We start from the raw sequence: 16391 nt of genomic DNA on the forward strand, positions 1-16391 counted from the left end.
GTCCTCCCCGAAAGGCCAAGAGGCCGAGACCGGCCGGCAAGGATAGGGAAACGCGGCGGACGGCACAATCCGGGCCGTCGCCCCGCCATTTTCCGGCGCGGCGGACGGTTCCCTATACCGGTTCACCGGTGAGCAGGCGCGGCAGGGGCCCGGCCTCTCCCCGCGCCTCGGCCATGAAGCGGCCCTTGAGCGGCCCCATTCTCTGCACCGCCGCCAGCCCGAAGCGCCGCACGGCGGAGGCCGCCTTGCCCGGCACGTCGAACAGGCGGACGAGGCCGTCCATCGCGATGGTGACGGACAGCGTGTCGAGGCTGCGCCAGCGCTGATAGCGGGTGAGAAGCTGGGCGTCGCCCGGCTCCAGCCCCAGCCGCATGCCGTCGACGATCACCTCGATCAGCGCTGCGACATCGCGGAAGCCGAGGTTGACGCCTTGTCCGGCGATCGGGTGGATCGCATGGGCGGCATCGCCCACCAGCGCGAGGCGGGTGTCGGTGATCCGCGCCGCGCGATGATAGCCCAGCGGATAGGAGGAGCGCGCGGCGGCAACCTCGATCTCGCCCAGAAAGCCGCCGATCCGCTTCTGCGCCTCATGCGCCCAGCCGCGCTCGCCCAGCGCCAGCAGGCCCTCGGCCTGATCCCTGGGCACGGTCCAGACGACGGCGCTGCGGTTGCCCGGCAGCATCGGCAGCAGCGCGAAGGGGCCGCCGGGGTAGAAAATCTCATAGGCGGTGTTGGCGTGCGGCACCTCATGGGTGATCGCGCCGACCATCGCGACATGATTGTAATTCCACTTGGCGACGGTGATCCCGGCTGCTTCGCGCGTCGGGCTGGCGCGGCCTTCCGCCCCGACCAGCAGCGAGCCGCGCAGCTCCGCGCCGCTTTCCAGCACCACGTTGACGCCGTCGAGCGTGCGCTCCACCCGCGCGGCCTTGTCGGGCTGGAACAGCGTCAGATTTTCGGCGGCGAGCGAGGCGTCGCGCAGCGCGAGGCGCGTCTCGCGATTCTCGAACATGATGCCCATCGGCCCGCCTTCCTCCTCCGGCGGGGCGAAATCGAGCGCGCCCGGTTGCAGCCCGTCCGACACCCAGATGCGGTCGATCGGGCAGCCCTTGCCCTCCAGCCGCTCGGCGATGCCGATCGCCTGGAACAGCTTCCAGCTGGCGCTGGCGATGGCGGACACGCGGCCGTCGAACTGCGGCGCGAGGGTCCTGGCCGGGTCGGCGGGGTCGACCACCGCGCAGGCGACGCCATGGCGCGACAGCCCGATGCCGAGCGTCAGCCCGACCAGCCCGCCGCCCATGATGATGACATCGAAATGCTGTGCCATGCTTCGCCTGCCCCTGTTCGCCTTGCCTGCTTGCCTGATCTATGCCGCCGCCGTGCCGCCCACGGTCAGCCCGTCGATCAGCAGCGTGGGCTGGCCGACGCCGGCGGGCACGCTCTGCCCGGCCTTGCCGCACATGCCGATGCCTTCGTCGAGCGCCATGTCGTTGCCGATGCCGATGATCTTGCCCATCGCGGTGGGGCCGTCGCCGATCAGCGTCGCGCCCTTGATCGGGTCGCCGATCCTGCCGTCCTTCACCCGATAGGCCTCGGTGCAGGAAAAGACGAACTTGCCGGACACGATATCGACCTGTCCGCCGCCGAAGCTCCTGGCGAAGATGCCGTTCTTCACGCGGGAAAGCAGTTCCGCCGGATCGTCCTCGCCGCCGCGCATGAAGGTGTTGGTCATACGCGGCATCGGCGCATGGGCGTAGCTTTCGCGGCGGCCGTTGCCGGTCGGCTCGACGCCCATCAGCCGCGCGTTCATCCGGTCCTGCATGTAGGAGCGGAGGATGCCGTCCTCGATCAGCACATTCTCGCGTGTCGGCGTGCCCTCGTCGTCGATGGAGAGGGAGCCGCGCCGCTGATCCATCGACCCGTCGTCGACTACGGTGACGCCCCTGGCCGCGACCTGCTGGCCGATGCGGCCGGAAAAGGCGGAGGTGCCCTTGCGGTTGAAATCGCCCTCGAGGCCGTGGCCGACCGCCTCGTGCAGCAGCACGCCGGGCCAGCCGGGGCCGAGCAGCACGGTCATCTCGCCTGCGGGCGCCGCGACCGAGCGCAAATTGGTGCGCGCCTGCGCCAGCGCCTCGTCGGTCGCGCGGTTCCACACCGCCTCGTCCATCACCCGCTCGTAGAGATAGCGCCCGCCAATGCCGAAGCTGCCGGTTTCGCGGCGGCCATTCTCTTCCAGAATGACCGAGACGTTGAGGCGCACCAGCGGGCGGATGTCGGTGGCGATGAAGCCGTCGGCGCGGACGATCTCCACCACCGACCAACTGCCTGACAGGCCGACCGACACCTGCGCGACACGCGGGTCGCGGGCGCGGGCGGCGGCGTCGATGGTCGCGCACAGATTCACCTTCTCGGCGAAGGGCACCAGTTCCAGCGGGTTGGCGTCGGTATAGAGATGGCGGTTGGTGCGCTGCGGCGGCGGGGCGGGGGGCTGCTTCGCGGGATCGAGCAGCGCCAGCGTCTGCGCCGCGCGGGCGATGGCGGCCTGGCTGATTTCGTTCGCATGGGCAAAGCCGGTCGTCTCGCCCGAAACGCCGCGCAGCCCAAAGCCCTTGTCGGTCGAATAATCGGCGGTTTTCAGCCGTCCGTCATCGAAGCCGAAGCTTTCCGACGCACGATATTGCAGGAACAGCTCGCCATCGTCGCAATTGGAAAGGGCGGCGGCGGTCAGGCGGCGCGCGCCGTCCGGGTCGAGCTGCCCGTCGCGATAGAGCAGGCCACGGGCGTCGGTGAAGGCGGAGGCGGAAAGCGGATCGGTCATGCCCACCGATATAGTGGGTTCAGGCCGTCGCGCCACCCCCGATTGCGTCGCCCTGCGGCGGGGCGACATCGGCCGGGCCGCCGATCAGCACGAAACGGCGGTCGCAATAGCCGCAATCGACATAGCCCTTTTCATCGATTTCCAGATAGACGCGCGGATGGCCGAGCGCGGCGGGAATATCCCCCGAACCGTCACAGGAAACGCGGGTCTTGCTCGTGCGGATGATTTCAGGCGGCTGGATCATGGGCAGCGCCTCTATCACCGTCCACCGGGCGGGGCAATATCGCAGATGGGGGTGAAGGGCCCCGCTTCTTCCTTTGCGCGCTGTTTTTTAGGCGCTATGAAGCCGCCGATGACAGGGAACAGCATGACAGACGCCGCCATAGAGATCGAAGGGCTGACCAAGGTTTACGAAGGCGGCAAGCGGGCGCTCGACACTGTGAGCCTTTCCATCCCGCGCGGGCAGATTTTCGGGCTGCTCGGCCCCAATGGCGCGGGCAAGTCGACGATGATCAACATCCTCGCCGGACTGGTGACGAAAACCGCCGGTTCTGCGCGGATCTGGGGCTTCGACATAGACGAGCATCCGCGCAACGCGAAGAACAGCATCGGCATCGTCAATCAGGAAATATTGTTCGACCCCTTCTTCACCCCGTTCGAAACGCTGGAGAATCAGGCGGGCTATTACGGCGTGCCCAAGGCGCAGCGGCGGACGATGGAGCTGCTGCGCGCCGTGCATCTGGAGGACAAGGCCGACGCCTATGCCCGCACCCTGTCGGGCGGCATGAAGCGGCGGCTGATGGTCGCCAAGGCGATGGTCCATTCGCCGCCCATTCTCGTGCTCGACGAGCCGACGGCGGGCGTCGACATCCTGCTGCGCCAGCAATTGTGGGACTATGTGCGCGGCCTCAACGAACAGGGGGTGACGATCGTCCTCACCACCCATTATCTCGAAGAGGCCGAGGAGCTGTGCGACCGCATCGCCATCATCAACCATGGCCGCCTGATCGCCAACAAACCGACGCGCGAACTGGTGAACATGGCGCAGGAGAAGATCGTGCGTGTGACCGTCGACCGCCCGATCGATCAGGTGGTCGAGGATCTGCCGGACCATCCCTGCTTCGACCGGGTGGAAAGGACAGGCGACCAGATGCTGTCGATCACCTATCACAAGGACCGGACCAATGCGGGCGAGGTCCTGAAGGCGGTCAACGACCTGGGCTTTCACATCATCGACGTCGCCACGCAGGAGCCGGATCTGGAGGACGTGTTCCTCCATCTGACGGCGCCTGCGGAATGACGGCGGCCCGCTGAAACGGAGTGGCGTTATCCATGCCCATCAAGGAATATGATGTCGTCATCATCGGCTCCGGCGCGGCCGGGCTGACCGCGGCGATCCATCTGGCGCAGGACAAGAAGGTGCTGGTCATCGCCAAGGGCGCGCTGGACGGCGGCTCCACCGCCTGGGCGCAGGGCGGCATCGCGGCGGTGCTGGACGCGGGCGACAGCTTCGAGCAGCATGTCGAGGACACGATGGTCGCGGGCGCGGGATTGAACGACCGCGCGACGGTGGAATTCGTCGTCTCCAACGCGCCCGCCGCGATAGAGGAACTGGCTCGGCTCGGCGTGCCGTTCAACGAGGGCGAGCAATTCGGCGAACGCTGGCACCTGACGCGCGAGGGCGGCCATTCGCACCGCCGCATCGTGCATGTGGACGACGCCACCGGCGCGGCGGTGCAGAAGGCGCTGGTCGCGGCGGCGCAGGCCAACCCCAATATCACGCTGCTGCCCGACATGGTCGCGATCGACCTCATCACCAGCCGCCATGGGGAGCGCTATTCCGGCGACGGCCATGTCTGGGGCGTCTATGCGTTCAACCGCCAGACGAAGCATGTGGACGCCTATATCGGCCGGGCGACCATCCTCGCGACCGGCGGGGCGGGGCGCGCCTATCTCTTCTCCACCGCGCCGCGCGGGGCGACCGGCGACGGCATCGCGATGGCGTGGCGCGCGGGCTGCCGCGTCTCCAACATGGAGATGAACCAGTTCCACCCGACCTGCCTCTACAATCTGGAGGTGAAGAACTTCCTCATCACCGAGGCGGTGCGCGGCGAGGGCGGCCTATTGAAGCTGCCGCCGGGCGTGCCGGGCGGGGGCGAGCGCTTCATGGATCATTTCGACGCGCGCGGCGAACTGGCCCCGCGCGATATCGTCGCCCGCGCGATCGACCATGAGATCAAGCGCCTCGGCCTCGATTATGTGCATCTCGACATCAGCCACAAGGGGCCGGCCTTCGTGCGGGAGCATTTCCCGACCATCCATGCGCGGCTGCTCGACCTCGGCATCGACATAACGCAGGAGCCGATCCCGGTCGTGCCCGCGCAGCATTATACCTGCGGCGGAGTGATCATCGACCTTGACGGGCGCACCGACCTGCCGGGCCTCTATGCGGCGGGCGAGGTGACGGAAAGCGGCCTGCACGGGGCCAATCGGCTGGCGTCGAACAGCCTGCTCGAATGCCTCGTCTTCGGTGAGGCGGCGGCGCGGCACATTTGCGAGCATTGGCAGGATCTGCCCGTCCCGCCCGCGATCCGCGCCTGGGACGAAAGCCGCGTCACCGACAGCGACGAGGAGGTGATCGTCCAGCACAACTGGAAAGAAATCCGCCGCTTCATGTGGGATTATGTCGGCATCGTCCGCACCACCAAGCGGCTGGAGCGCGCCCAGCATCGCATCGACCTGCTGGCGCAGGAGGTCGACGATTATTACGGCAATTTCCGCGTGACGCCTGACCTGATCGAGCTACGCAACCTGGTCGACGTGGCCCGCCTCATCATTCGCTCCGCACTGAAGCGCAAGGAGAGCCGGGGGCTGCACTATACGCTGGACTATCCCGACATGCTGCCCAATGCGGAGGATACGGTGCTGGCGCCTTAGGGTCGATCGACATTCAGCCCATGCGGGCCTGCAAATCGCGCTTTTCTGCGCTTCGGTGCTCATGGACCTTAAGTCCGCTGCGCTCCGATGCTCGAAAACCACGATTTTGACCTACGGTCGCCTTCGGCTTCGGCTCCACCTGAACTGAATGTCGATCGGCCCTAGGATCGGGCTGTGATGGAGCTTGTGGAATATCGGTTGCGGGGGGGCTGACCTTCGACCCTTACCGTCACCCCAGCGCAGGCTGGGGTCGCAGGCCAGGTTGCGCGCCGTACCTTGAGATGCCAGCCTGCGCTGGCATGACGGGAAAAATGCCCTCGCATCCGTTCGCCCTGGGCTTGTCGACCCGTAGGGCGGGCGGAACCCAACGGCTGTACTTCCTTTCTGCGTTGGAGAAAGAGAAGAAGGACAGGGCTTCGACAAGCTCAGCCCGAACGGGTTCTTTATGTCCGTTTATCGCCGCAACCCGTCACTACAGGCGGTGGGGTAGGGATCACTCCTCCGGCCGGGGCGGCAATTCATCGGGCCCGCGTCCCGGTTCGTCCACGTTCGGCGCATCAGGGACGATCTCCGGCGGCTCCCGGTAAGGGGTTTCGTCCGGCGGATCGACCGGCGGCGTTTCCGGCGGGGACTGGGGATTGATCGTGTCGGGCGGCGGGATTTCGGGTTGGCTGGCCATGGGCAAGGCTCCTTCGTTACCGGAAGAAGCGCATGCCCGGAGCAAAGGTTCCGAGCCGTGCGCCGCCGCCCGCGATGCCGGCTTGCGCCGGCATGACGATCCCCCCTAGATCCCCACCCGCAGCGTCAGGCGAATGTCGCGTCCGGCGAGCGGTGCATAATCTTTCATCACGCTGGCCGCGCGGCGGACCATGGTGTCGAAGATGTTGTTCGCCGACAGGGTCAGGCTCGTCTCCCGGTCCTCGAACGGGCGGAAGCTGAGCGAGGCGTTGACCAGCGTATAGGCCGGCGTTTCCGTTTCCAGCGCCGCCACCCGCTTCTGCGCGAAGCCGTGCTCGATCTCGGCGCGGCCGGTCCAGCGGCTGTCGGCGATCTCCGCCCCGCCCTGAAGGCGCAGCGGCGGGATGAACGGGGCGGGCCCCGCGCCGACGATGCGCGCGCGCACATAATCGGCGGCGGCGTCCAGCGTCAGGCGGGCATCGCCCCGGCGCGCCACGGTGGCACTCGCCTGCGCCTCGAAGCCGTAGGTGCGCGCATCCGCCTGCGCATATTGATAGCAGGGGAATTCCAGCTCGCTCTCGCCGCTCGCCGCGAGGCAGGCGTCGTCGGGCACCGGCGCGTTGTAGATATAGCCGCTGAACCAGTTGTGATAGGCGCTCAGCGACAGATTGTAATCCGCGCCCGACCCGCGCAGGCTGGCCTCCACGCCCCAGTTCTTCTCCTTGCCGAAAGCGGGATCGCCCAGCTCATAGGCCTGCGTGCCCGCATGGGGGCCGCGCGCGAACAGCTCCTCGGCGGAAGGCGCGCGTTCGCTGCGGGCGACATTGAAGCCGATGCGCCATTGCGGCGCGAGCGCATAGCTCATCCCGGCGGAGAAGGAGAAGGCGTCGAAGCTGCGCGTCGTCGGGTCGTCGAGGCCCAGATCCTCGTCCGCCTTCGCGGCGACCCGGCTATGCTCGTAACGGCCGCCCGCCTCCATCCGCAGCGCGCCCAGATCGAGCGCCTGAAGCGTGAACAGGCCGAATTGCGTCGTGCTGTTGGCGGGCAGGAATTTCTCCTCGCCGATCACATGGAAATCGCGGGCGAGGAACTGCGCGCCGATCACCCCGTCCCAGCCGCCGCGCTTCGCCTGCACCAGTTCAGCGCGCGCCTCGATCCCCTTGTTGTAGAAGGTCGTCCCGACCTCGCCGGTTTCCTCGATTTCCTGATGCCGATAGTCGGCGAAACCGGCGCGGAAGCGGACCCGGTCCACGAAGGCGCCATCGGGGTGCAGTTCGGCGCGCAGGTCGGCGCGGGTCTGCTTCATGTGCAGGCGGACCTGCTCGGCTTCCTCGCCCGGTTCCAGCGCATAGCGGACGGGCACGCCGTAGAGATTGTCGATATGGTTGACCGAAACGCCGATGTCGCCGCCGTCGCCCACATAGGCGAGCGCGCCTGCGATTTCCCAGCTTTCCGCCGCGCTGTTGGGCAATTTGCCCCTGAGGTCCGCGAGCGCGGCGATATCCGCATCACCGCTCGCCGCCGCTTCCGCGCGCAGCGCGGGGGCGAGGATGTGCCCGCCGGTGCGCAGGTCGCCGCTCTTCGACCAGCTGCCGTCGGCATGGGCGACGAAGCCGCCGCCCAGCGGGGCTTCCACCTTGCCGGAAACGGTGCGCTCGTCGGCAGCCGATCCATAGGTCGCGAGCGCGTCCAGATGCACGGCCTCGTCGGGGACATGGTGCGGTATGCGGGAATCGATGACGTTGACGACGCCGCCGATCGCGCTCGATCCGTACAGCAACGCGGCAGGACCGCGCAGCACCTCGACCCGCTCGGCGGTCAGCGGGTTGATCGCGACCGCATGATCGACCGAGGTGTTGGAAACGTCGAAGCTGCCGATGCCGTCGGTCAGCACGCGCACCCGCTCGCCCTGAAGGCCGCGCAATATCGGGCGCGAGGCGTTGGGGCCGAAGGAGGTGGAGGAGACGCCCGGCTGGCGCGCCAGCGTCTCGCCGATCGTGCCGCGCAGCTCCCTTTCCAACCGGCCGCCCGACAGGACGGAAATGCCCGCCAGCACATCGTCCTGCGTGCGCGGGATGAGGGCGGTGACGACGATCTGGTCGGAAAGATGATCATGATGGCCGCCGGTGTCTGCGCCGTCCTGCGCGTGCGCGGGGATGGCCGGGGCGAGGGCGCTGCCTGCAAGCAGGGAAAGGAGGACAAGCTTCCGGCGGGGGGAGAAGTTCATGAGGCGCGATCCCTTTATTATCGCCCGGCGCCTAGCGGAGATGATACAACATATCAAATGCAAAATATGCAACCGGACAGGTGGGGCATCAGCGGAAGAGGAACTCCGCCAGCGCCAGCAGCGCGGAATCGTTGCGCAGGTCCGGGCGGACCGCCTGCCGCACCTGCACTTGTGGCAGGCCCTGTGCGAAGCCGAGGCGGGTGATGCCCGGCATCTTGCCGAAATCCCGCGCCATCGACCCGAAGGTCGCGAAATAGCAGGGATGGTTCTGCATATATTTCATGATCTCGTAGAGATTGTCGGTTTCCAGCACCGCCGGGCCGACGCGGAGGCCGCAGCGGGCCAGCGCTTCTTCGGCGAGCAGGCGGGCCATGTTGCCGCCAGCCAGCGCGATATAGGGGACGGTGGTCAGATCCTCCGCCAGCGCGGCGTCCTGCTGGGCAAGCGGATGGTCCTTGCCGACGAAGAGCGAGATGCGCTCGCTCCACGCATAGCGGCTGGCCAACCCTTCCGGCTCCTCCAGCGCATAGAAATAGGCGATGTCGGCCTTTTTCCGGGTGAAGAGATCCTGCACGCGGTCTTCATCCATCGCATCGAGGTGCAGCGTGATGCCGATATCCGGGCTGGCTTCCTCGAAGGCGACGAGCGCTTCCTGAAAATGGCTGAAGATCGCGGGATGGGAAGCGAGCATGATATGGCGAAGCGGCTCCGGCCGGGAGGGCCGGGGTGGGTGCGTGTCCTTCTCCGCCGGCGCGGTTTCGGCTTCGGACCGGCCGGCGGGCGGAGGCGCCGGAGGGCTGGCCTCTTCCGGTTCCTCTTCCTCGATTCCATTCTCCGGCGGCCGGGCCTGCTCTTCGGCGTCCTCCTGCCGCAGGCCGGGGGGAGGGGCGGCCTCTTCCGCCTCGTCCGGCGCTTCTTCCGTCTCCTGTTCTTCCCCCGTTTCCCCGTCGCCGCCCGGCGCCTCGCCAGCCAGCAGGCCGGTGATCCATCGCTCCTGCGCGTCCAGCGACAGCGCGCCCAGTGCCTGCACCAGCTTCTGCCCGGTCGCGGTCAGCTCGACCGCGCTGCCTTCCATCGCGAACAGACGGCAGCCCAATCTTTCCTCCAGTTGGTCCATCGCCTCCACCACATCGGCGGCGGGCAGGTTCAGCGCCCTGGCGCTGGCGGTGATGCTGCCCGAGGCGACGAGCTGGGCGAATATGTCGAATTGCTGGATGACGGACGCGACCATGGGCGCACGATAGGGCAAGGCGCAGAAGAGCGTAAGAGGCCATGCGCGGAAATCGCGGCGGGGCCGGGCAAAATGCGGGCGGCGGGAATTTGCCGTTGACGAAAACCCCCGGACCATGGCAAAGCCCCGCTCCACAAGCGGGTATAGCTTAGTGGTAAAGCCCTAGCCTTCCAAGCTAGTTAGGCGGGTTCGATTCCCGCTACCCGCTCCAGAAATTTCCTTATTTTCCAATGGATTGCCTGTAACGGCCGAGCCGCGCCCCGTTCGCCGACAGGTGGTTTCCGCCGCCGGAAGGGACGACGCCTGCCGCCCCTTCCGCGAGCCGTCCCCTCAATGGGTGCGGGCCGGTGCGTTGCCGACGCTGCTTTGCAGTTTCGCGCCATAATGATCGGCCAGTTCCGCGCCGGTGAAACCATGGCTGAAGGATGCGGGGTCGAGCGGCAGCATGGTCGCGTTCCATGCATCATAGGCGGCCTTCAGCTCGGCGAATTTCTCCGGGAAGCGATCCTTCAGGTTGCCGCGCTCGGTCGGATCCTCGGCCAGGTTGAACAGGAAGCTGTTCTCCAGGATCTTCAGATATTTCCATTGCCCCTTGCGGCATGCCTGCTGATCCAGATTCTTGTACCGCCAGCACAGCGTGCGCTCCTGCTGCAACGCCGGGTTGGCGACGAACGGCGTCAGGTCGATGCCGTCGGAAGGATAGGCCGGATCAGGCGCGCCGCCCGCCGCCGCGAGCAAGGTCGGCAGCCAGTCCATCGACATGATCGGCTGGTCGCTGGTGGAACCGGCCGGGGCATGGCCGGGCCAGCGGACGATCGCCGGCACGCGCAGGCCGCCTTCCAGCAACTCGGTCTTGCGCCCGGTCAGCGGCCAGGTGTTGGAAAAGCGCTCGCCGCCATTGTCGCTGGTGAACACGACGATGGTGTCGTCGGTCAGGCCCAGTTCGTCCAGCCGCGCCAGGATCGAGCCGATCCGCCGGTCGAGATGCGTCACCATTTCCGCATAGGTCTTCATCGACCCGCCGTCGAAATGCGCGATGGCGAATGGGTCCTTCCTGGCGTCCAGGCGCTGCGCCTCCGCCTGGTCGTTCGGGCCTTCCCACGGCCAATGGGGCGCATTGAAATGCAGCGAGAGGAAGAAGGGGCGGTTGCTCTTCGCCTGTTCGTCGATCACCCGCAGCGCGCGGTCGGCCAAGAGGTCGGTCAGATGGCCTTCCTGCTCGACCTTGTTGCCGTCGTCCCACAGGTCAAGCTGTCCCCTTATCTTGTGCGTGAAATAATCGACGCCGCCGCCGCGAATGCCCCAGAAATGATCATAGCCGCTTTGCTGCGGCCCATATTTGGGCAGCGAACCCAGATGCCATTTGCCGACCAGCGTGGTGCTGTACCCCTGCTTGCGCAGCAGCGAGGGCAGGGTCGGGTGCTCCGGTGGCAGGCCGAGATCGCGCGCGCCCAGCGGCTCTTCCAGCCCGACGGGCAGGCGGGTCTGATAGCGGCCGGTGATGAGCGCGGTGCGCGTCGCCGAGCAGACCGCCGAATTGGCATAGGCCTGCGTGAAGCGCAGCCCCTGCCGCGCCAGCCCGTCGATCGCGGGCGTCTGGTAATCGGTCCGCCCGTAGCAGGAAAGGTCCGCATAGCCCATGTCGTCGACGAGGATGAACAGGATATTGGGCCGCTTGCCCTTGCCACCGCGCGTCACGCGCCCAGTCACTTGTGCGGTGACCCTGTCGGGAACGAGCAGGGTCGCGGCGGTCAGCAGGGCCGAGGTCTTGATGAGCGAACGGCGGGAAAGGGTGGTCATGATCTTCCTGGCTCCAATTATTGATCCCATGGGGAGGATGATTTTTTGGGGACATGACGCGGAATCGTGCCCGGCGGTACTCTATTGCCGCGGCCGGATTTGTCGAACGGCTTTTTGCAGCGCCGTTTTTTCATCCCATTTTTCCCGCTTCGCCGGGGATGCGTCCTCCCTTCCATTGCCCTATAGGCGATGGTCGCGATGATGGGCCATCCCCGGAGCGGGATAGCGGAGGAGACATAATGTTCAGGCTTTCGGCGCTTCATGACCGGCGGTCGATGATGAAGGCCGCGGGCGGCCTCGCGGGGCTGGTTGCGCTCGACGCGCTGTTCCCCGGTTGGGCCGCGATCGGCAGCGCCGGGGCCGCGACCGGGGCGGGGGTGCTGTCGGGTGACCATATCCGCCTCGACATCGGCCATGGGCATTTCGGCTTGGGCGGCAGACAGGTCCACGCGATCACCGCCAACGGCACGGTGCCGGGGCCGCTGTTGCGCCTGAAGGAAGGGCAGCATGTCCGCCTGACCGTCGCCAACGCGCTGGACGAGGACACGTCGATCCACTGGCACGGCCTCCTCGTCCCGTTCCAATATGACGGCGTGCCGGGCATCAGCTTTCCGGGGATCGCGCCGGGGCAGGCGTTCGATTATCATTTCCCGGTGCGGCAGGCGGGCACCTACTGGTATCACAGCCATAGCGGCATGCAGGAGGGGATGGGCCTTTACGGGCCGATCATCATCGACCCGGCCGGGCCCGATCCCGTCGCATTCGACCGCGAGCATGTGATCCTGCTGTCCGACTGGAGCAGCCTGCACCCGCATGCGCTGCTGCGGCGGCTGAAGCAGCAGGGCGGTTATTTCAACCGGCAGAAGCAGACCTTGGCGGGGCTGCTCGCGGGCCGGGACCAGACGCTTGGCGAGCGGATCCAGTGGGGCGGCATGCGGATGGACCCCACCGACATTTCCGACGTCACCGGCGCGACCTATCGCTATCTGGTGAACGGGCATGACAGCGCAGGCAACTGGACCGGCCTGTTCGAGCCGGGGGAGCGGGTGCGGCTGCGCATCATCAACGGGTCGGCGATGACCAATTTCAATGTGCGCCTGCCCGGCCTCGCGATGACGGTGGTGCAGGCCGACGGGCAGGATGTCGAGCCGGTCGAGACCGACGAGTTCCAGATCGCGGTCGCGGAAACCTATGACGTGATCGTCCGGCCGGAGGAGGCGCGGGCCTATTCCTTCATCGCCGAGGCGATCGACCGGTCGGGCCTGTGCCGCGCCACGCTGGCGCCGCGCCTCGGCATGGCCGGGCCGATGGTGCCGCTGCGGGAGCGGCCGCTGCTCGGCATGAGGGACATGGGGATGGGCGCGCATGTGGCGCAGGGCCATGGAGCCGCGCATGGGGGGCATGCTCCCTCCGCCGATGCCAGTCACGGCGGCATGAAGATGCGCGACAAGGCGCTCGCCCCGCCGGGCGTGAAGATGGGGCCGGGGGTGGCGACCCTCTCGCCCGCGCCCGCCGACCGCGTGGGCGACCGGCCGACCGGGCTGGAGCAGGCCGGGCATCGCGTGCTGACCTATGCCGATCTGCGCGCGCTGGTGCCCGTGCCCGGCAGGCGTGCGCCGGAGCGGGAGCTGGAGGTGCACCTCACCGCCAATATGGAGCGCTATATGTGGTCCTTCGACGGCGTGAAGCTGAGCGAGAATCCGGAGCCGCTGGCGTTTCGCCATGGCGAAAGGGCGCGTGTCACCCTGATCAACGACACGATGATGCCGCACCCGATTCACCTGCACGGCCATTTCTTCGAACTGGTGAACGGCGCAGGCGAGAGGCAGCCGCGCAAGCACAGCGTCAACGTGCTGCCCGGCGGCAGGCTGAGCTTCGATTTCACCGCCGATGCGCCGGGCGACTGGGCGTTTCATTGCCATATGCTGCTGCACATGCATGCGGGCATGTTCCGTGTCGTGACGGTCAGGCATGATGGGCATGGACATGGGGAGGCACCGGCATGAGCAGGGCGTGGATGCTCGCGCTGCCGCCGCTGCTGGCGGCCGCTCCCCCGGCATTGGCGCAGGAGGATCATTCCGTCCATGGCGGGCATGAAAGCCATGATGGCCATGCCGGGCACGGCGCCCCCGCGCAGCCCTTCGGCTCCGCGCCATCGCCCGCCCCGTCGCCGCCCGCAGATCATGCGGCGGACGCCTGGTTCGACCCGGCGGCGATGGCGGCCGCCCGTGCGGTGCTACGCAAGGAAAGCGGCGGCATGGGCGCGTCGATGCTGATGATCGACCGGCTGGAATGGCGCCCGGCCAGGGGCGCGAACGGCTATGCGTGGGAAGTGGAAGGCTGGGCGGGCGGCGATATCGACCGCCTCGCCTTCAAGTCGAAGGGCGAGGGCGTGTCCGGCGCCCGCCCGGAACAGGCGGAAGTGCAGGCGGGATGGAGCCATGCGCTCGACCCGTGGTTCAACCTGCGGCTGGGCGTGCGGCAGGATCTGCGTCCCCGGCCGATGCGCACGCAGGCGGTGCTGGCGGTGGAGGGGCTGGCGCCCTATTGGTTCGAGGTCGAGGGGGAAGCCTTCGTCTCGCACAAGGGCGAGGTGACGGCGCGCGCCGAGGCGAGCTACGACCAGCGCATCACGCAGAGCCTCATCCTGCAACCGGCGGCCGAGCTAAATCTGTCGGCGCAGCACATGCCCGAACTGGATACGGGCGCGGGGCTGACCTCGATCGAGCTGGGCCTGCGCCTGCGCTATGAGGTGGTGCGCGAGTTCGCGCCCTATGTCGGCCTGCACTGGGAACGCAAGCTGGGCGAGACCGCCCGCCTGCATCGCGCGAAGGGGGAGGATCCCGACAGCCTGCGCCTCGTCGCGGGTGTCCGCTTCTGGTTCTGAGAAAGGCGGGGGCTTGTCCCCCTTCATGGCTTTTCATGCTATGACAAGCAGGTTGCCCGAAGCGGCGCAGGAGGATCGGACATGACCGGCCGGACAGTCATCGCGAGCTATGCCCGCACGCCGATAGGCGGATTTCAGGGCGTCTTTTCCACGCTCAAGGCCACGGAACTGGGCGCGGCCGCCGTGAAGGCCGCCGTCGATCGGTCCGGCGTCGATCCCGATGCGATCGACCGCATCCATATGGGCTGCGTGCTGCCCGCCGGGCTGGGGCAGGCGCCCGCCCGTCAGGCGGCGCTCGGCGCGGGGCTGCCCCGCTCGGTCGAGGCCACGACCGTCAACAAGATGTGCGGATCGGGCATGCAGGCCGCGATCATGGCCCATGAGGCGCTGGCGTGCGGCGCGGCGGAGGTGATCGTCGCCGGCGGCATGGAGAGCATGACCAACGCGCCCTATGCGCTGCCCAGGCATCGCGCGGGCGCGCGCATCGGCCATGACCGGGTGATCGACACGATGATGATGGACGGACTGGAGGACGCCTATCAGCCCGGCAAGGCGATGGGCGTGTTCGCGGAAGAGGCCGTCCGCGCCCATGGCTTCACCCGCGAGGAGCAGGACGATTATGCGCTCCGCTCGCTCCAGCGCGCGCGAGAGGCGATCGCATCGGGCGCTTTCGTGCGGGAAATCGTGCCGGTCGTGGTGCCGGGCCGTGGCGGCGAACAACTGATCGACTGCGACGAGCAGCCGGGCCGGGCGGACCCGGACAGGGTGCGGTCGCTGAAGCCCGCCTTCGTCGCGGACGGCACGATCACCGCGGCCAATGCCTCCTCCATCTCCGACGGCGCGGCCGCGCTGGTGCTGGCCCGCCAGCCCGCCGCCGCGCGCCTCGGCATGCCGGTGCTCGCCCATGTGGTGGCGACCGCCGCCCATGCGCGGGACCCGGCGGAATTCACCACCGCGCCCGTTCCGGCGATCCGCAAGGTGCTGGACAAGGCGGGGTGGAGCGTCGCGGACGTCGACCTGTTCGAGGTCAACGAAGCCTTCGCCGTGGTGGCGATGATCGCGGCGAGGGAGCTTGCCATTCCGTCCGAAAGACTGAACGTCAACGGCGGGGCGACGGCGCTCGGCCACCCGATCGGCGCGTCGGGCGCGCGCATCATCGCCACGCTGCTCGCCGCGCTGGAGCAGCGCGGGCTGCGGCGCGGCGTCGCCAGCCTCTGCATCGGCGGCGGCGAGGCGACCGCCATCGCGATAGAGCGCGCCTGAGGCGCCGCCTATACCGGCACGGCGGTCGTATATTTGGTCATCGACAGCGCGAAGTGGGACGCCGCCCCGGCGACCGAGGGATGCGCCAGCAACGTGCGCATGAGGAAGAGATTATAGTCCGCCACATCGGCGACGACGATGCGCAGCAGATAATCCCACTCGCCCGACATGGAAAAGCATTCGACGATCTCCGGGTGTCCGTCAACGAACGCCTCGAACGCGCTGCGGGCGTCGAGGCTGTGGCTGCGCATGCGGATGTTGCAGAGCACATTGACCCCGCGCCCGACCTTTTCCGCATCGACCAGCCGCACCGCGCCCTTCACGATGCCCGCGGCCTCCAGCGCCTTGATCCGCCGCCAGCAGGATGCGACCGACGCGCCGACCCGTTCCGCCAGATCGGCATGGCTGATGAGCGCGTTCCTCTGAAGTTCCGACAGGATCCTGCGGTCGATCTCGTCGATCTGATCTTTCGGTTTCATGATTGCCGGAATCCTGATTGATCCGTTTCAGAGAATGCGCGTTTTGCGGGCAAATTGGAACCCCATTTCTC

The 16391-nt window shown here is 67.5% G+C and carries 13 protein-coding genes and 1 tRNA gene; 6 read left to right on the forward strand and 8 right to left on the reverse strand.

Translation table 11 applies throughout. From position 1 onward, the window contains the following. Nucleotides 1–112: 112 nt before the first annotated feature. From GGR43_RS03115 to GGR43_RS03125, 3 genes are read right to left on the reverse strand one after another with little or no spacing between them, the layout of a single operon-like run. Entirely contained in the window at nucleotides 113–1327 is a 1215-nt protein-coding gene (locus GGR43_RS03115; RefSeq protein ID WP_188070492.1) for an FAD-dependent monooxygenase, read from the reverse strand. Between the two features lie 39 nt (nucleotides 1328–1366). Further along, nucleotides 1367–2818 carry a metalloprotease TldD gene (gene tldD / locus GGR43_RS03120; RefSeq protein ID WP_188070493.1) on the reverse strand — a complete coding sequence of 484 codons (1452 nt, stop codon included), beginning with the start codon at nucleotides 2816–2818 and terminating at the stop codon, nucleotides 1367–1369. A 19-nt stretch (nucleotides 2819–2837) separates the two neighbouring features. Continuing rightward, nucleotides 2838–3062 carry a zinc-finger domain-containing protein gene (locus tag GGR43_RS03125; protein WP_188070494.1) on the reverse strand — a complete coding sequence of 75 codons (225 nt, stop codon included), beginning with the start codon at nucleotides 3060–3062 and terminating at the stop codon, nucleotides 2838–2840. Between the two features lie 123 nt (nucleotides 3063–3185). Here GGR43_RS03125 and GGR43_RS03130 point away from each other — a divergent pair, with 123 nt between their 5' ends. Both GGR43_RS03130 and nadB read left to right on the forward strand, forming a co-directional pair. Continuing rightward, nucleotides 3186–4118, forward strand: coding sequence for an ABC transporter ATP-binding protein (locus tag GGR43_RS03130; RefSeq protein WP_188070495.1), 933 nt, complete (start codon nucleotides 3186–3188; stop codon nucleotides 4116–4118). A gap of 32 nt (nucleotides 4119–4150) precedes the next feature. Continuing rightward, a complete protein-coding gene (gene nadB / locus GGR43_RS03135; RefSeq protein WP_188070496.1) occupies nucleotides 4151–5755 on the forward strand; it encodes an L-aspartate oxidase in 1605 nt (534 codons plus the stop codon). A 493-nt stretch (nucleotides 5756–6248) separates the two neighbouring features. Here nadB and GGR43_RS03140 read toward each other — a convergent pair whose 3' ends face one another. The 3 genes from GGR43_RS03140 to GGR43_RS03150 all read right to left on the reverse strand — a co-directional run bounded on the left by GGR43_RS03140 (nucleotide 6249) and on the right by GGR43_RS03150 (nucleotide 9891). Then, nucleotides 6249–6434 (reverse strand): hypothetical protein, encoded by a 186-nt coding sequence (locus GGR43_RS03140; protein WP_188070497.1) that lies wholly within the window; start codon nucleotides 6432–6434, stop codon nucleotides 6249–6251. 105 nt (nucleotides 6435–6539) lie between these two features. Further along, entirely contained in the window at nucleotides 6540–8660 is a 2121-nt protein-coding gene (locus GGR43_RS03145) for a TonB-dependent receptor (RefSeq protein ID WP_188070498.1), read from the reverse strand. Nucleotides 8661–8748: 88 nt separating this feature from the next. Next, nucleotides 8749–9891 carry a LysR family transcriptional regulator gene (locus tag GGR43_RS03150; protein ID WP_188070499.1) on the reverse strand — a complete coding sequence of 381 codons (1143 nt, stop codon included), beginning with the start codon at nucleotides 9889–9891 and terminating at the stop codon, nucleotides 8749–8751. Nucleotides 9892–10028: 137 nt separating this feature from the next. On the opposite strand from GGR43_RS03150, the gene GGR43_RS03155 reads away from it, so the two are divergent. Further along, a tRNA-Gly gene (locus tag GGR43_RS03155) sits at nucleotides 10029–10102 on the forward strand. A gap of 119 nt (nucleotides 10103–10221) precedes the next feature. On the opposite strand, the gene GGR43_RS03160 is transcribed toward GGR43_RS03155, so the two are convergent. Next, complete coding sequence (locus GGR43_RS03160) at nucleotides 10222–11691, reverse strand: sulfatase-like hydrolase/transferase (protein WP_188070500.1); 1470 nt, start codon at nucleotides 11689–11691, stop codon at nucleotides 10222–10224. A gap of 239 nt (nucleotides 11692–11930) precedes the next feature. Between GGR43_RS03160 and GGR43_RS03165 the strand changes: the two genes are divergently transcribed. From GGR43_RS03165 to GGR43_RS03175, 3 genes are all read left to right on the forward strand, one after another. Further along, entirely contained in the window at nucleotides 11931–13697 is a 1767-nt protein-coding gene (locus GGR43_RS03165; protein ID WP_188070501.1) for a copper resistance system multicopper oxidase, read from the forward strand. Next, nucleotides 13694–14578 carry a copper resistance protein B gene (locus tag GGR43_RS03170; protein WP_188070502.1) on the forward strand — a complete coding sequence of 295 codons (885 nt, stop codon included), beginning with the start codon at nucleotides 13694–13696 and terminating at the stop codon, nucleotides 14576–14578. The genes GGR43_RS03165 and GGR43_RS03170 overlap by 4 nt, the downstream gene beginning before the upstream one ends. 81 nt (nucleotides 14579–14659) lie before the next feature. Next, the gene (locus GGR43_RS03175; protein ID WP_188070503.1) at nucleotides 14660–15841 is read left to right on the forward strand and encodes a thiolase family protein; all 1182 of its coding nucleotides are present in this window, start codon (nucleotides 14660–14662) and stop codon (nucleotides 15839–15841) included. A gap of 8 nt (nucleotides 15842–15849) precedes the next feature. Here the strand turns inward: GGR43_RS03175 and GGR43_RS03180 are convergent, their stop codons facing one another. After that, nucleotides 15850–16320, reverse strand: coding sequence for an Lrp/AsnC family transcriptional regulator (locus tag GGR43_RS03180; RefSeq protein WP_188070504.1), 471 nt, complete (start codon nucleotides 16318–16320; stop codon nucleotides 15850–15852). Nucleotides 16321–16391: the final 71 nt, after the last annotated feature.

The sequence above is a fragment of the Sphingobium jiangsuense genome, assembly GCF_014196495.1.
GTDB classification, from domain to species: Bacteria; Pseudomonadota; Alphaproteobacteria; order Sphingomonadales; family Sphingomonadaceae; genus Sphingobium; species Sphingobium jiangsuense.

Excerpts from the sequence above, each read along its gene's own strand:
- tldD (WP_188070493.1), bottom strand. The coding sequence starts at position 2,818 with ATGACCGATCCGCTTTCCGCCTCCGCCTTCACCGACGCCCGTGGCCTG.
- GGR43_RS03140 (WP_188070497.1), bottom strand. The coding sequence starts at position 6,434 with ATGGCCAGCCAACCCGAAATCCCGCCGCCCGACACGATCAATCCCCAG.
- GGR43_RS03130 (WP_188070495.1), top strand. The coding sequence starts at position 3,186 with ATGACAGACGCCGCCATAGAGATCGAAGGGCTGACCAAGGTTTACGAA.
- GGR43_RS03160 (WP_188070500.1), bottom strand. The coding sequence starts at position 11,691 with ATGACCACCCTTTCCCGCCGTTCGCTCATCAAGACCTCGGCCCTGCTG.
- GGR43_RS03145 (WP_188070498.1), bottom strand. The coding sequence starts at position 8,660 with ATGAACTTCTCCCCCCGCCGGAAGCTTGTCCTCCTTTCCCTGCTTGCA.
- nadB (WP_188070496.1), top strand. The coding sequence starts at position 4,151 with ATGCCCATCAAGGAATATGATGTCGTCATCATCGGCTCCGGCGCGGCC.
- GGR43_RS03175 (WP_188070503.1), top strand. The coding sequence starts at position 14,660 with ATGACCGGCCGGACAGTCATCGCGAGCTATGCCCGCACGCCGATAGGC.
- GGR43_RS03170 (WP_188070502.1), top strand. The coding sequence starts at position 13,694 with ATGAGCAGGGCGTGGATGCTCGCGCTGCCGCCGCTGCTGGCGGCCGCT.
- GGR43_RS03150 (WP_188070499.1), bottom strand. The coding sequence starts at position 9,891 with ATGGTCGCGTCCGTCATCCAGCAATTCGACATATTCGCCCAGCTCGTC.
- GGR43_RS03180 (WP_188070504.1), bottom strand. The coding sequence starts at position 16,320 with ATGAAACCGAAAGATCAGATCGACGAGATCGACCGCAGGATCCTGTCG.
- GGR43_RS03125 (WP_188070494.1), bottom strand. The coding sequence starts at position 3,062 with ATGATCCAGCCGCCTGAAATCATCCGCACGAGCAAGACCCGCGTTTCC.
- GGR43_RS03115 (WP_188070492.1), bottom strand. The coding sequence starts at position 1,327 with ATGGCACAGCATTTCGATGTCATCATCATGGGCGGCGGGCTGGTCGGG.
- GGR43_RS03165 (WP_188070501.1), top strand. The coding sequence starts at position 11,931 with ATGTTCAGGCTTTCGGCGCTTCATGACCGGCGGTCGATGATGAAGGCC.